This window comes from Sphaerisporangium sp. NPDC004334 (assembly GCF_053602655.1).
This window is the reverse complement of record NZ_JBSGDZ010000047.1, coordinates 17,647-31,204: the sequence shown is the minus strand read 5'-3', so window position 1 is coordinate 31,204 and position 13,558 is coordinate 17,647. Positions and strand designations below refer to the sequence as shown.

General features: G+C 73.6%; 9 protein-coding genes. 2 read left to right on the top strand and 7 right to left on the bottom strand.

The window, feature by feature from the left end; translation table 11 throughout:
- Positions 1-62 precede the first annotated feature (62 nt).
- Entirely contained in the window at positions 63-332 is a 270-nt protein-coding gene (locus ACWEN6_RS38275) for a DUF167 domain-containing protein (protein ID WP_452576855.1), read from the bottom strand.
- 345 nt (positions 333-677) lie between these two features.
- Between ACWEN6_RS38275 and ileS the strand changes: the two genes are divergently transcribed.
- Complete coding sequence (ileS, locus tag ACWEN6_RS38270; RefSeq protein WP_452576854.1) at positions 678-3,842, top strand: isoleucine--tRNA ligase; 3,165 nt, start codon at positions 678-680, stop codon at positions 3,840-3,842.
- 149 nt (positions 3,843-3,991) lie between these two features.
- Here ileS and ACWEN6_RS38265 read toward each other — a convergent pair whose 3' ends face one another.
- The 4 genes from ACWEN6_RS38265 to ACWEN6_RS38250 all read right to left on the bottom strand — a co-directional run bounded on the left by ACWEN6_RS38265 (position 3,992) and on the right by ACWEN6_RS38250 (position 8,870).
- Positions 3,992-5,218, bottom strand: coding sequence for an RNA polymerase sigma factor (locus ACWEN6_RS38265; RefSeq protein ID WP_452576853.1), 1,227 nt, complete (start codon positions 5,216-5,218; stop codon positions 3,992-3,994).
- Between the two features lie 31 nt (positions 5,219-5,249).
- Positions 5,250-5,621, bottom strand: coding sequence for a YciI family protein (locus ACWEN6_RS38260; protein ID WP_452576852.1), 372 nt, complete (start codon positions 5,619-5,621; stop codon positions 5,250-5,252).
- Positions 5,622-5,754: 133 nt separating this feature from the next.
- A complete protein-coding gene (locus tag ACWEN6_RS38255; RefSeq protein WP_452576851.1) occupies positions 5,755-6,996 on the bottom strand; it encodes a beta-ketoacyl-[acyl-carrier-protein] synthase family protein in 1,242 nt (413 codons plus the stop codon).
- Between the two features lie 263 nt (positions 6,997-7,259).
- Positions 7,260-8,870, bottom strand: a complete 1,611-nt coding sequence (locus tag ACWEN6_RS38250; protein ID WP_452576850.1) for an alpha/beta hydrolase — start codon at positions 8,868-8,870, stop codon at positions 7,260-7,262.
- Positions 8,871-9,135: 265 nt separating this feature from the next.
- On the opposite strand from ACWEN6_RS38250, the gene ACWEN6_RS38245 reads away from it, so the two are divergent.
- Entirely contained in the window at positions 9,136-9,939 is an 804-nt protein-coding gene (locus ACWEN6_RS38245) for an SAM-dependent methyltransferase (RefSeq protein ID WP_380831854.1), read from the top strand.
- A gap of 53 nt (positions 9,940-9,992) precedes the next feature.
- Here the strand turns inward: ACWEN6_RS38245 and ACWEN6_RS38240 are convergent, their stop codons facing one another.
- Positions 9,993-10,913, bottom strand: coding sequence for an NADP-dependent oxidoreductase (locus ACWEN6_RS38240; protein ID WP_452576849.1), 921 nt, complete (start codon positions 10,911-10,913; stop codon positions 9,993-9,995).
- A gap of 85 nt (positions 10,914-10,998) precedes the next feature.
- Positions 10,999-13,539 (bottom strand): hypothetical protein, encoded by a 2,541-nt coding sequence (locus ACWEN6_RS38235; protein ID WP_452576848.1) that lies wholly within the window; start codon positions 13,537-13,539, stop codon positions 10,999-11,001.
- Positions 13,540-13,558 lie beyond the last annotated feature (19 nt).

The following is a 13,558-nucleotide window of genomic DNA, read 5'->3' as shown; positions in this document are numbered from 1 at the left end:
TGTTGAGCAGTGCGGGAAGCATAGGTCGGCCATATCCGAAGAACAAACGACGCGCCGACCGTTTACGCCATCCGTAACGCCACAGCCCTTTCGGTCAATTCCTGGTCGTTACCGGTTATCTCCACGACCTTGTCCCTGCTTGTCGCTCCGGTTACGAGACGCACCTCCGCCCGCCGCACGCCGAAGGCGTCCGCGACCGCGCGCAGCGCCGCCTCGGTGGCCCTGCCGTCCACCGCCCGCGCGTTGACCTTGACCACGACCGCCTCCTCGCCGTAGGCGCCGCCGACGGACTCGCGGGCGGCGCCCGGCCGCACCCTGATGGCCAGCCTCATAAACGTGTCGGCTCCTTCCCCAACGTGGGATATCGTTTCAGTTTGCAAGGCATTGATGGGGACGAGTACCTCCGAGCCCCCTCGCACGAGCGACCCGGGGACGGTGCGAGCCCGGGGCGAGGCCCGGAGGGAAGATCACCCCGGAGCCGCCGGAAGAACGGCCGCGCCCGTACGACGGTCACGGCCCAGTAGACCCGGCAGCGGTGAACAAAGAGAGGGCCTCTTTTCGGCAGATCTTCTTTTGGGGAGATCCGCAGGGGAGGTCAAGGAGGGTGGTACCGCGGGGCCCGGCGCCTCGTCCCTCCACGCCATGGAGAAACGCACGCGTGGAGGTCTGCCCCTACGATGTCAGCACCCTACTTCCGCTCGCTCGCCGCCCAGGTGGACCTGCCCGCCCTCGAGGCCGAGGTGCTCGACCGCTGGCGCGACGGCAAGGTCTTCGAGCGCTCGCTCGAGCAGAACGCAGACGGCCCGGCCTGGGTGTTCTACGAGGGCCCGCCCACCGCCAACGGCATGCCCGGCGTCCACCACGTCGAGGCGCGCGTCTTCAAGGACGTCTTCCCCCGCTACAAGTCGATGCGCGGCTACAACGTGCCCCGCCGGGCCGGCTGGGACTGCCACGGCCTGCCGGTCGAGGTCGCGGTGGAGAAGGAGCTCGGGCTGTCCGGCAAGCCCGAGATCGAGGCGTACGGCATCGCCGAGTTCAACGAGCGCTGCCGCGAGTCGGTGCAGCGCCACGTCGACGCCTTCGAAGAGATGACCGAGCGCATGGGCTACTGGGTCGACATGTCCCAGGCCTACCTCACCATGGCCCCCTCCTACGTCGAGTCCGTCTGGTGGTCGCTGAAGGTCATCTGGGAGAAGGACCTGCTGTTCCGCGACTTCCGCATCACGCCGTACTGCCCGCGCTGCGGCACCGGCCTGTCCGACCACGAGCTCGGACAGCCCGGCGGGTACGAGAACGTCACCAGCCCGTCGGTGTACGTCCGCATGCCGGTCACCTCCGGGCGCTTCGTGGGCACCGACCTGCTCATCTGGACCACCACCCCGTGGACGCTGGTGTCCAACACCGCCGTCGCCGTGCACCCCGACGTGACGTACGTGGTCGCCTCCAAGGAGGGCGAGCGGCCGGTCATCGTGGCCGAGCCGCTGCTCGAGGGCGCCCTCGGCGAGGGCTGGACGGCCGGCGACCGCTTCCCGGGCACCGAGCTGGAGCACACCCCCTACTCGCGGCCGTTCGACCTGGTCGACATCCCCGGCGCCCACTTCGTCGTGCTGGGCGACTACGTCACCGTCGAGGACGGCACCGGCCTGGTCCACCAGGCCCCGGCGTTCGGCGCCGACGACATGACGGTCTGCAAGCGCTACGGCCTGCCCGTGGTCAACCCGATCGGCCCGGACGGGCGGTTCCTGCCCGACGTGCCGCAGGTCGGCGGGAAGTTCTTCAAGGACGCCGACGAAGGCCTGACCGACGACCTGCGGGCCCGCGGTCTGCTGTTCCGCGGCGACCACTTCGAGCACGCCTACCCGCACTGCTGGCGCTGCCACACCCCGCTGCTGTACTACGCGCTCCCGTCCTGGTACATCCGCACCACGCGCATCAAGGACCGCCTGCTCGCCGAGAACGAGCGCACCGCCTGGTACCCCCCCACCATCAAGGAGGGCCGCTACGGCGAGTGGCTGCGCAACAACGTCGACTGGGCCCTGTCCCGGTCGCGTTACTGGGGCACGCCGCTGCCGCTGTGGGTGTGCACGACCGACGAGTCGCACGTCACCTGCGTCGGCTCGCTGAAGGAGCTCGGCGACCTTGCCGGGCGCGACCTGTCGGCGCTGGACCCGCACCGGCCCTACGTCGACGACGTCGCCTTCCCCTGCCCGGTGTGCGGCGACGAGGCCCGGCGCGTTCCCGACGTCATCGACGCCTGGTACGACTCCGGCTCGATGCCGTTCGCCCAGTGGGGCGCCCCGCACCTCAACAAGGAGGCCTTCGAGGCGGCCTACCCCGGCCAGTTCATCTGCGAGGCGCTGGACCAGACGCGCGGCTGGTTCTACTCCATGATGGCCGTCGGCACCCTGGTGTTCGACCGGTCCTCCTACGAGAACGTGCTGTGCCTCGGCCTGATCCTCGCCGAGGACGGCCGCAAGATGAGCAAGCACCTGGGCAACGTGCTGCGGCCGATCCCGCTGATGAACCAGCACGGCGCCGACGCGCTGCGCTGGTTCATGGCGACCTCCGGGTCCCCGTGGTCGCCGCGCCGGGTCGGGCACGCCGCGCTGGAGGAGATCGTCCGCAAGGTCCTGCTGACCTACTGGAACACCACCTCCTTCTTCACGCTGTACGCCAACGCCGAGTCCTGGTCGCCGGCCCGGCTGGCCGAGGCCCCGCCGCACGCCGAGCGGCCGCTGATCGACCGCTGGGCGCTCGCCGAACTGCACCGCACGGTGGCCGAGGTCACCGACGCGCTCGAGGCGTTCGACACCACCCGCGCCGGGCGGCGGCTCACCGAGTTCCTCGACGACCTGTCCAACTGGTACGTCCGCAGGTCGCGCCGCCGCTTCTGGTCGGGCGAGGAGTCGGCGTTCGCGACGCTGTACGAGTGCCTGGAGACCGTCACCCGGCTGCTGGCGCCGCTCGTGCCGTTCATCACCGACCACGTGTGGGACGTGCTGCGCGCGCCCGACGCGCCCGCGTCGGTGCACCTGACCACCTGGCCGCAGGTGCGCGAGGACCTGCTGGACGCCGGGCTGTCTGAGCAGATGGCGCTGGTGCGCCGCCTGGTCGAGCTGGGCAGGTCGGCGCGCGCGTCCAGCGGGGTCAAGACCCGTCAGCCGCTCGGGCGCGCGCTCGTCGGCAGCCCGCGGTGGTCGTCGCTGCCCGGCTCGCTGCGCGAGCTGATCGCCGACGAGCTGAACGTGCAGGCCCTTGAGGACCTGTCGGCGTACTCGGCCGACCTGGTGTCCTTCACCGTCAAGCCGAACTTCCGCGCCCTCGGCAAGCGGTTCGGCAGCGACACCAAGGACGTCGCCGCCGCCCTCACCGCGACCGACCCCGCCGAGCTGGCCGCGGGCATCCGCGGCGGCGGGACGGCGACGGTGGTCGTGCACGGCGAGCCGGTCGACCTCGGCCCGGACGAGGTGATCATCACCGAGCAGCCGCGGGCCGGCTGGGCGGTGGAGAGCGGCGCGGTGGGCACCGGCACCGGCACCGGCGAGACCGTGGCGCTGGACCTCGCGGTCACACCGGAGCTGATGCGCGCGGGCCTGGTCCGCGAGGTCATCCGCCTGGTGCAGGACACCCGCAAGTCCAGCGGCCTGTCCATCACCGACCGCATCGACCTGTGGTGGACCGCCTCCGGCGACCTCGCCGAGGCCCTGCGCACCGGCGGCGCCAAACTCGCCGAGGAGGTCCTGGCCACCTCCCTGACAGAAGGCACCCCCCCGGAGGACCTCCCCGCCCACCACGACCCCGACCTCGGCCTCACCTTCCACCTCAGGCGCACCAGCGCCTGACCCGCACCGTACAGAGGGCCCCGGAACACACGTCCCGGGGCCCTTTACGATGTAGATCAGCATCGATCACGAGCCGGACATGCCCACTTCGGCCGAATCAGTGAGGGCGCCGGCACATCTGATCATGGTCGCCGACCGAGCCGGAGCGGTCAGCTCAGTGTGGCCGCCTTGCGCAGTAGCACTGAGCGTTCGGGCTGGTTGGCGCACAGCCGGGCCGCCAGTTCGAGCTCGGCGCGCGCTTCCGGTCGCCGTCCGAGCCGGGCCAGCAGCTCACCGCGCACCGTCGGGACCAGATGCGAACCGGGGAGCCGGTCCGAGGCGATCAGCTCGTCCACGATGGCCAGGGCTCGCGCCGGGCCCGAGGCCATGGCGACGGCGACGGCCCGGTTGAGCTCGACCACCGGCGAGGGCGCGACCCGGCCGAGTGCCTCGTAGAGCAGCACGATCCGGTCCCAGTCGGTCGCCTCGACCGAGGGCGCCGACGCGTGGGTGGCGGCGATCGCGGCCTGCAGGCCGTAGGGGCCGAGGCCGCGACTGGACGCCTTGGCCAGCGCGGCCAGCCCGCGGCGGATCGCCGAGAAGTCCCACCGCCGCCGGTCCTGCTCGCCGAGCAGGACCGGCGAACCGTCCGGGCCGGTCCGGGCCGGGAAACGCGCGGCCGTCAGCTCGCACAACGCCAGCAGACCGTGCACCTCCGGCTCGTCCGGCTGCAGCGCGGCCAGCGTGCGGGCCAGCCGGATCGCCTCGTAGGCGACGTCGGGGCGCAGCAGCCGGTCGCCCGACGTGGCCGTCGACCCCTCGGTGAAGATCACGTAGAGGACGCTGAGCACGCCGCCCAGCCGCTCCCGGCGCTCGGCCGCCGGCGGGAGTTCGAACGGCACCCCGGCCGCCGCGATCGTCTTCTTGCCCCGGGTGATGCGGGCCTGCACGGTCGGCACGGGTACCAGGAACGCGCGGGCGATCTCCTCGCTGGACAGGCCGCCGACCACGCGCAGGGTCAGCGCCACCTGGGCCTCGGGGGAGAGCACCGGGTGGCAGCTGACGAACATCAGCGCCAGCACATCGTCATCGATCCTGTCGGGATCGATCTCCTCGTCGACCGCCGAGTCAACCGCCGGCTCGGCGGCCAGCAGGGCGTATCGGTCCTGGAGGGCGGCCCGGCGGCGGATCGCGTCGATCGCCCGCCGCCGGGCCGTGGCCATCAGCCAGCCGGCCGGATTCGCCGGAGAGGCGAGCGGCCACGACACCAGCGCCTCGGCCACCGCCTCCTGGGCCGCGTCCTCGGCCAGCCCGAAATCGCCGGTGAACCGGGTCAACGCGGCGACGATACGCGCCGACTCGATCCGCCAGACGGCTTCGACATCGGCCGTACTCATCAGATCCGGCCGTTGCTCTCGCGCCCGGTGATCACTGGTCGACCTGCGGGACCTCGTCGCTCCCGGGCACCCGCCGGACCTCGATCTTGGACCCGCGGGCCGCCGGGACCCGCTTGGCCCACTCGACCGCTTCTTGTTTCGAGGCGACGTCGAGCAGGAAGAAGCCGCCGAACAGCTCCTTGGTCTCGCCGTACGGCCCGTCCGTGACCACCGGGGCCTCGCCACTGAAGTCGACCACGACGCCCTGGCCCGGATCGTCCAGCCCTTCGGCCGCGAGGAGAACGCCGGCCTTGACCATCTCCTCGATGAACCGGTGGGTCGCGGCCATCATCTCCTCGATGTCGGCCATCATGGCCGCGTTCGACTCGTCGGTGCCCCGCATGATCAGCAGGTACTTCGACATCGCGTTCTCCTCCTCCGCCGGGGCCGCCTCTCGGCCCTCGCACCCACAGGTCGAACGAGCGGCCCGCGGATCGACACGATCCCGGAGAAATCTATCGCCGCGCCGCATCGGGGACCGTCCCCTCAAGAACCGCTCAGCGCCCGCCATCGGCCTGCGGGGTGGTGAACAGGAGGCAGGCGTTGTGGCCGCCGAAGCCGAAGGCGTTGGTGAGGGCGGCGGTCCAGCGGCCGTGGCGGGGGCGGCCGGTGACCACGTCGAGCTTGACCCGGGGGTCGAGGTCGTCCAGGTTGCGGGTGGCCGGGACGACGCCCTCGCGGAGGGCGAGCACGGTGGTGATCGCGCCGAGCGCCCCCGCCGCCCCGCACAGGTGGCCGGTCATCGACTTGACCGCGGTGACCGCCGGATGCGCGCCCACCGCCTCGGCGATCGACTCCGCCTCGGTCACGTCGCCGAGCGGGGTCGAGGTGGCGTGCGCGCTGACGTGCCCGATGTCGGCTCCGGTCAGGCCGGCCGAGGCCAGGGCCAGCCGGATGGCGCGCGCCTGCCCGGCGGAGTCGGCCGCGGTGATGTGGCCGGCGTCGGAGGTGACCCCCGCCCCGGCCAGCGTCGCGTACGCCCGGCCGCCGCGCGCGGCGGCGAAGCCGGCGCGCTCCAGGACCACCAGCGCCGCCCCCTCGGCCAGGACGAACCCGTCCCGGGCTGCGTCGAAGGGCCGCGACGCCTCGGCCGGGGCGCCGTTGCGCTGCGACAGCGCCTTGGCCTGGGCGAATCCGGCGAAGGTCAGCGGATGCAGGCACGCCTCGGCGCCGCCCGCCACGACCACGTCGGCGCGGCCGAGCCGGATCAAGTCCAGCCCCATGGCGATCGCCTCGGCTCCGGAGGCGCAGGCGCTCACCGGGGTGTGGGCGCCCGCGCGGGCGCCGAGTTCCATGCTCACCACGGCCGCCGGGCCGTTCGGCATCATCATCGGGACGGTGTACGGCGAGATCCTGCCGGCCCCGGACGCCTCCAGCAGGTCGTCCTGGCCCAGCGTGGTCAGCATCCCGCCGACCCCCGTGCCGATGACCACCGCCAGGCGTTCCGGTTCGACCGCGGGCGCTCCCGCGTCCGCCCATGCCTCCCGGGCCGCGACGAGCGCGGCCTGCTGGCAGCGGTCCAGCCGGCGCGCCGCGACCCGTCCCAGCACGCCCGCGGGGTCGGCCGCCATCCGTCCGGCGATGCGGACCGGCAGGCCCTGTGCCCACTCCTCCTCGATCGGCACAATGCCGGACCGCCCTCCGAGCATCGCCTCCCAGGTGCCCCGCACGTCACCGCCGAGCGGCGTCGTGGCGCCGAGCCCCGTGACCGATACGCCGGCCTTCGCACTGACCTGCACTGCGTGCCCCTTCCGTCGCCGGGGAGGCGGCGCCGGATGCGGCGCATCCCCCCGCTCTCACGCTGCCAGCGACGGCGGCACGGCACGGATGGGGATGATCGACGAAAAATACCCGCCCGAATTGTCCGCACCACCGCTTTGCCCGCCAGGGACCGGAGGGCGGACCGGGAGCTGAACAGTCCGCGGCGCGGGCGGCGGATCCGGCCGGCAGGCGACAGGGCAGGTCCGGGTTCGGCCCAGTCGGGCGGCGGATCAGGTCCAGGTCAGGTCAGGGGGTGGTTCACCGAGTCGACCAGGACGGGTGGGATGTGGCGCAGGCAGGCAGGGTCGGCGATGTGCCGGAGGCGGATGAAGCGCGTCTCCAGGGACACCACGCACGCTCCGGCCCTGCGGTCGTTCTCGGCGACGTGCCCGGCGCTCGGCACCTCGATCACCTCGGCGCGGCGGTACTGGTCGGCCGCCTGCAGCGCCTCCTCGGTCGGCGTGCCGGTGTCCAGCTCGCCGGTCAGCACCAGCACGGGCACGTCCGGCGCCCGGCCGAGCCGCACCCGCGCCCGCTCCCGGTGATCGGGCCAGCCGACGCACAGGTCGCCGAGGTCGGCGATGCCGTGCACCCAGGCGGCCGGCCTGAACGGCCGGTAGTCCCGGGCCTCCAGGTGGTGCAGCAGCGCCCCGAACTGCCGGGCCCGCGCGCGGACCGGGTCACGCCGGTCCCACAGCACCGGGTAGTCGTTGCAGGCGATGGTGACGTACATCGGCATGCTGAAGCGGCCGCCGCCGGATGACCCGCTGATCGGCCGCACCTGCCCCGCCAGTTCCTCCAGCGGGCCGAGGTCCCCGTGGACGCCCGCGCGCAGCGCGGACGGCAGCCGGCCCAGCCGGTCCACATGGCCGGAGGTCAGCTTGTAGACCGTGCTCGCCAGCGCGGTCTCGTCCAGGACGGCGTCCGCGCCGTACCGCGCGGGATGCTCGTCCAGCCGCGCCGCCATGGTCGACAGGTCCCCCAGCACCTCTCCCCCGTCGCACGCGCCGCCCGAGCGGTGGCACAGCAGGCGAAGGGCTCTGCGCATGGCGTGCGCCGACGGCCGGCCCAGCATGTCGAAGCGCAGCGGGTAGGCCCCGGACAGCACGATGGAGCGGACATGGCGCGGGTGCCGGCGCGCGTACACCGTCATCAGATACGTCCCGTAGGACTGGCCGAGCAGGTCGAGCCGGTCGATGCCCAGGTGCGCGCGGACGGCGTCGATGTCGTCGGCGGCGGCGGCCGTCGTGTAGTGCCGCAGGGTGGGGCCGAGCTCACGGCCGCACGCCCTGGCGGCGGCGACCGCCGACGCGTGCGTGCCGCGCAGGCCGTTCCATCCGGCCGACCGGCAGGTCAGCGGATCGGACCTGCCGACGCCACGCGGATCGACGAGCAGGAGGTCGTGGTCCTCCAGCAGGTCCCGATATCGTCCGGTGTAGTCGCGGTGCCCGATGACCGCCATGCCCGGTCCGCCGGGATTGGGGAGGATCGTCCCCACGGCCGCACGAGACACGTCCCGCCGGTACACCAGCCGGTAGGCCACGGCCGTGGTGCCGGCCGCCGGGTCGTCCCGGTCCAGGGGCACCCGCAGAGTCCCGCACAGGGCGCCGGCCGGACAGTCCTCCGGCGCGTCCGCCCCGCCCCCTCGAACGGAACCCGGCAGAAACGGCGACGTGGCCGCGACGCCGTACGGCCGTCCGCTCATGCGAGAGGGAACCGGCGCGTACGACGACTCCCCGGCGCGGACAAGGATGGAGGACGACCCGCTCGCGCGAGCGGGGGCAGGCGTGCACAACGGCAGGGTCGCGGTCCCGGCCAGCAGTGCCGCGAGGACGGCTCTCACTTGGCGCATGTCCCGATCATGCGACGCCTCGGCCCACTCGCCCGGCGCGACGCCTCGGTCCCTACGGCATGATCGGCAAATCAACGGCTCGTCCTTACGTCCCGCGTTCGCGCCGGGCGGGTGAGAGCCTCACCGGCCGCGGAAACAGGCCCCGTCAAGATCGGACAGGTCCTAAGGTATGAACCAGCCCATTTCGAGGAAGCGGATGCCCTCCTGACAGGGCGTGGCGGCCCCGCCGCACCCCGGCCTCCGCACGACACCGACGGAGACCGCCTTGGCCGACCTGGACCCCTCCATCCCCGCGGACATCGACACCACGCGGCCCAGTGTCGCCCGGATGTACGACTACTACCTGGGCGGCAAGGACAACTACGCGGTGGACCGGGCCGCCGTGGACCGCGTGGAGCAGGCCATGCCCGAGATCCGCCTGCTCGCCCAGGAGAACCGCGCCTTCCTGCGCCGGGCCGTGCGGCACATGGCCCGCCAGGGCATCCGCCAGTTCATCGACATCGGCTCCGGTCTGCCCACCGCCGGCAACACCCACGAGATCGCCCAGTCGGTCATCCCCGACGCGCGCGTCGTCTACGTCGACCGCGACCCCATCGTGCTCGCCCACGGCCGCGCCCTGCTGGCCACCGACGGCAACACCCGGGTCGCCGGCGCCGACATGCGCAACCCCGAGGGCGTCCTCGGCCACCCCGACACCCGCGAGCTCATCGACTTCGACGCCCCCGTCGGCGTCCTGCTCATCGCGATGACGCACTTCCTCACCATGGAGGAGCGGGAGGGCATCATGGGCACCCTGTACGACGCCCTGGCCCCCGGCAGCCACATCGCGGCCACGCACGTCACCCGCGACGGCCACTCCCGCGAGGCGGTCGAGAAGATCGAGTCGGTCTACGCCGCCACCCCCACGCCGATCTACTTCCGCGAGCACGCCGAGGTCGCCCGCTTCTTCGACCGCTTCGACCTGGTGGACCCCGGCCTGGTCACCATCGACGCCTGGCACCCCGACCCCGACGACCCCGCCCCCGCCGCCACCAAGTGGCTCTACGGCGCCGTCGCCCGCAAGAACTGACGCGGTCGCCCGCGGCCGGGCCTCCCTGACCGAGGGGACGGCAGGGGCGGCCGTCAGACGGTGAGGACGATCTTGCCGCGGGTTCTGCCGGACTCGTTCAGCCGCCATGCCTCGGCCGCCTGCTCCAGCGGGAGCGTCCGCTCCACGTGGGTGGTGAGCTTGCCGGCGTCGGCCAGTTCGGCGAGCTTCGCCAGGCCCGCCGGGTCTGGGCGCACCCACAGCAGGTGGCCGCCGTGCTTCTCGGCCTCGCCGCTCGCGATGGACACCACGCGGTCGGGCCGCCGCACCAGGGGCAGGGACGTCTCCACCGCGTCACCTCCAACGAAGTCGAGGACCGCGTCGACGCCGTCCGGGGCCAGGCCGCGTACCCGGTCGGCCAGCCCCTCCCCGTAGGTGACGGGTTCGGCGCCCAGGGAGCGCAGGAAGTCGTGGTTGCGCTCGCTCGCGGTGCCGATGACGCGGGCGCCGAGCGCCACGGCGATCTGCACCCCGAACGTCCCGACGCCTCCGGCGGCGGCATGGACGAGCACGGTGTCGCCGGGTCCGACGCTGACGCGCCTGAGCGACTGGTAGGCGGTGAGCCCGGCGAGCGGCACCCCGGCCGCCTGCTCCCAGCTCAGGGAGGCGGGCTTTGCGGCCAGCATCCGCACGTTCGCCGCGACGAGTTCGGCGTAGGCGCCGTTCTGCGCCCAGTCTTTGCGGATGTAACCGTAGACCTCGTCGCCCACCGCGAACTCCCCGGCGTCCATGCCGACCGCTTCGACGACCCCCGCGACGTCCCAGCCCGAGATCAGGGGGAAGCGGACCTCCATGACCGGGTCGAGGTAGCCTGCGGCGAGCTTCCAGTCGACGGGGTTGACGCCCGCGGCCTTCACCCGGACCAGCACCTCAGCGGGGCCGACCTTGGGCTCGGGCAGCTCGACGACCTGGAGGTCATCGGCCGACCCGTACTTGTCCAGCGTGATCGCTTTCATGATCGTCAGGATACAAGTACGGCCCGTGACGCTCCCGCGGGCCCTCCGGAGGTGGTCTCGGCCTGTGCCCGCACTTTTACGGCCGTCAGTAGTGTTCGCACACCGAGCAGTGGGTGAGGCCGGTGGCCTCGGCGTCGTCACGCGACATCGTCTCCAGCGTCGCGGGGTCGGAGCCCTTGATCAGCGGGCAGGCGGCGCTGTGGTAGCGCCGGGTGCCCGGGATGACCTTGACGATGCCCGGCCGGGGACGCTCCCCGCTCTTGCCTGACGTGCTTGACGTACCGCCCGCCTTCGACGTGCCGGAGGCGCCGCCCGCCTTGGACGTCCCGGCCTGCGCCCCGCCCGCGCCACCCGAGCCGCCGCGCTCGTCCGCCGCGGCCGAGGCGCCGGCGGGCTTGCCGGAGGTCGTGGCCGAGGGACCGGCCGGCTTGCCCGAGGTCCCGGTCGAGGGACCGGCCGGCCTGCCGGAGGTGGCCGTCGAAGCGCCGCCTCGTTCGCCGGAGCCGTCATCCGTCGCGGCCGGCCCGCGCCCCTTGCCGGAGGCGTCGCCGGCCGGGCGCGCGGCGGCCTTGGCCTGCTGCCGCTCGGCCTCGGCGGAGCCGATGGCGGGGAACATCGCGGTGTCGGCTCCGTCGTCGTCGGACGGGTCGTCGTCCCTGGCCGGGGCGCCGCTTCTGGCACCCGCCGGGGAGCCGGTGGACGGCTTGGCCGCGGACGTGGCGGCCGGCTCGGAAGCCTCACGGTCCGCGGGCCGCTCGCCCGCCGCCGGCTTCGCCTCGCCCGCCGGCTTCGTCCCGGACGTCGCCTTCGCCCCGGACGTCGCCTTCGCCCCGGACGTCGACGCGCCGGCCGCGTCGCCGGGCCGCCGCTCCTTGTCGTCCTTTGCCGGGGCGCCGCTCTCGCGCGTCTTCGCGGGGACGCCTGTGCCGCCGGTCCCGCCGGTGCGCGACGGCGAGCCGACCACGACCACGGACCCGTCGTCGCCGCCGGATCGGCCGGAAGAGGCGGCCGAGGAGGCGGGCGCGGTGGAGGCGCCGGAGCCGCCCGAGGGGGCGGGCGCACCGGAGCCGCCGGACGTGCGGCTCTTGTCGTTGTCGTCCTTCGTGCCCTTGTCGTCCTTCGTGCCCTTGTCGTCCTCGTCTTTGCCGTCCCGGGTGGTGCCGGAGCCGGACGCGGAGGCGGCCGACGGCTTGGCGGGCGGCGTGCTCGGGGACGTGGAGGGCTCGCTCGTGGATGTGGACGGCCCGCTCGCCGGCTTGGCGGAATCGGGCCGCCTGAACGCCTGGAACGGCGTCGAAGCCTCCGGGACCACCGGCGGCACCGGCAGGGGCACCGAGGGCCGGGAGGAGGCGGCGGACGGGCGCGCGGCGGCGGAGTCGGAGGCCCCGGGCCGGGCGGGAGCCCCGGCGGGCCCGGGGGACTGGTCGTCCCGGTCCTTCTGCTCGCCACGGAGATGGGACACCGGCCGCGTCTCGTCCGAACGGTAGCCCGGCGCTGACCGCGTGGACTCCCCCGCCGCGGACCCATGACCGGCCCCCGGCCCCCCGGAGGCGGTGGACCCGGAAGACGCGGTGGACCCGGTAGACGTGGTGGAGCCGGACGGCCTGGCGGACCCGGTTGAGGTGGTGCCGGACGGGTCCGGCCCGGCGGAGGGCCGGGAGGCGGACGTGCGACCGGACTCGGGCCCCGGCTTGTTCGCCTCTGCCCGGTCACGCTCCGCGCCGGACGGACGACCCCGCTCCGAACGCAGGAGCGAGGAGTCGGACGGACGGCCGGAATCGGGACGCGGGGTCGTGGAGCCGGAGGGACCGCCCGGCCCGGGTCTCGAAGAGGACGGACGTCCGGGCTCGGCGCGGGAGGAGGTCGCGGCGGCGGCCGCCTCCTCGGAATCGGAGGCGTCGGACGGTCCGGGACCGTCGAGCGGCTCGGGAGCGTCGGACGGCTCAGAAGCGTCGGACGGCTCTGAGGGCGAGGCGGAGGGGCGGCCGGAGGCCGTCGTGGTGAGGCGGCCGGAGGTGGGGGGTGCGGAGGGCTTGTAGCCGTCGGGGAGGCAGGTGGTGCACGCGGTGAAGCCTTCCTCGCGCGCCTCCTCGTAGGTGAGCTCCTCGGTGTCGCGCCCGGCGAGCTGGCGGCAGCCGGGCAGGTGGAACCGCTTGCGCCCCGGCACGACCAGGACGATCGCCTCGGGGGACGGCCCGCCTCGCGCGCCCGCGGCGGCCGGCCCCCGGGGCGGCCCCGGCATGGGGAAACCCCGCGGCGGAGCCATGGTGGTCGTCTGGCGCGCCATGTGCGGCGCGGCCATGGGGGTGGCGAGGGGGGATGAAGGCCCGCGCAGCGGGCCCCCGGGCATCGCTCCGGGACGGTCGGAGACCACCGTCGCGCTGCGCCCCATCACGCCACCGCCGACGCCGGCGCCCACCGGAGGCATCGGCGGAACCAGGTCCGCCGGCCTGCCGCCGGATGGGAACAGCTCGTGGCGTCGCAGCAGCGCCCCGATCATCAGGAAGAGCGCGGACAGCACGCTGACCACGATCGACCACATGACCAGAACCGCTGTTCCGGTCACCACGCCCGCGACCAGAAGGCCGAAGGCGAGGACGACCAGAATGGCGCTGACGTAGATCACAGGTGCTCCCAGACGCGGG

Bases quoted from the DNA above. Each gene is read 5' to 3' on its own strand.
- ACWEN6_RS38240 (WP_452576849.1), bottom strand. From the start codon at position 10,913: ATGAAAGCGATCACGCTGGACAAGTACGGGTCGGCCGATGACCTCCAG.
- ACWEN6_RS38265 (WP_452576853.1), bottom strand. From the start codon at position 5,218: ATGAGTACGGCCGATGTCGAAGCCGTCTGGCGGATCGAGTCGGCGCGT.
- ACWEN6_RS38260 (WP_452576852.1), bottom strand. From the start codon at position 5,621: ATGTCGAAGTACCTGCTGATCATGCGGGGCACCGACGAGTCGAACGCG.
- ileS (WP_452576854.1), top strand. From the start codon at position 678: ATGTCAGCACCCTACTTCCGCTCGCTCGCCGCCCAGGTGGACCTGCCC.
- ACWEN6_RS38275 (WP_452576855.1), bottom strand. From the start codon at position 332: ATGAGGCTGGCCATCAGGGTGCGGCCGGGCGCCGCCCGCGAGTCCGTC.
- ACWEN6_RS38250 (WP_452576850.1), bottom strand. From the start codon at position 8,870: ATGCGCCAAGTGAGAGCCGTCCTCGCGGCACTGCTGGCCGGGACCGCG.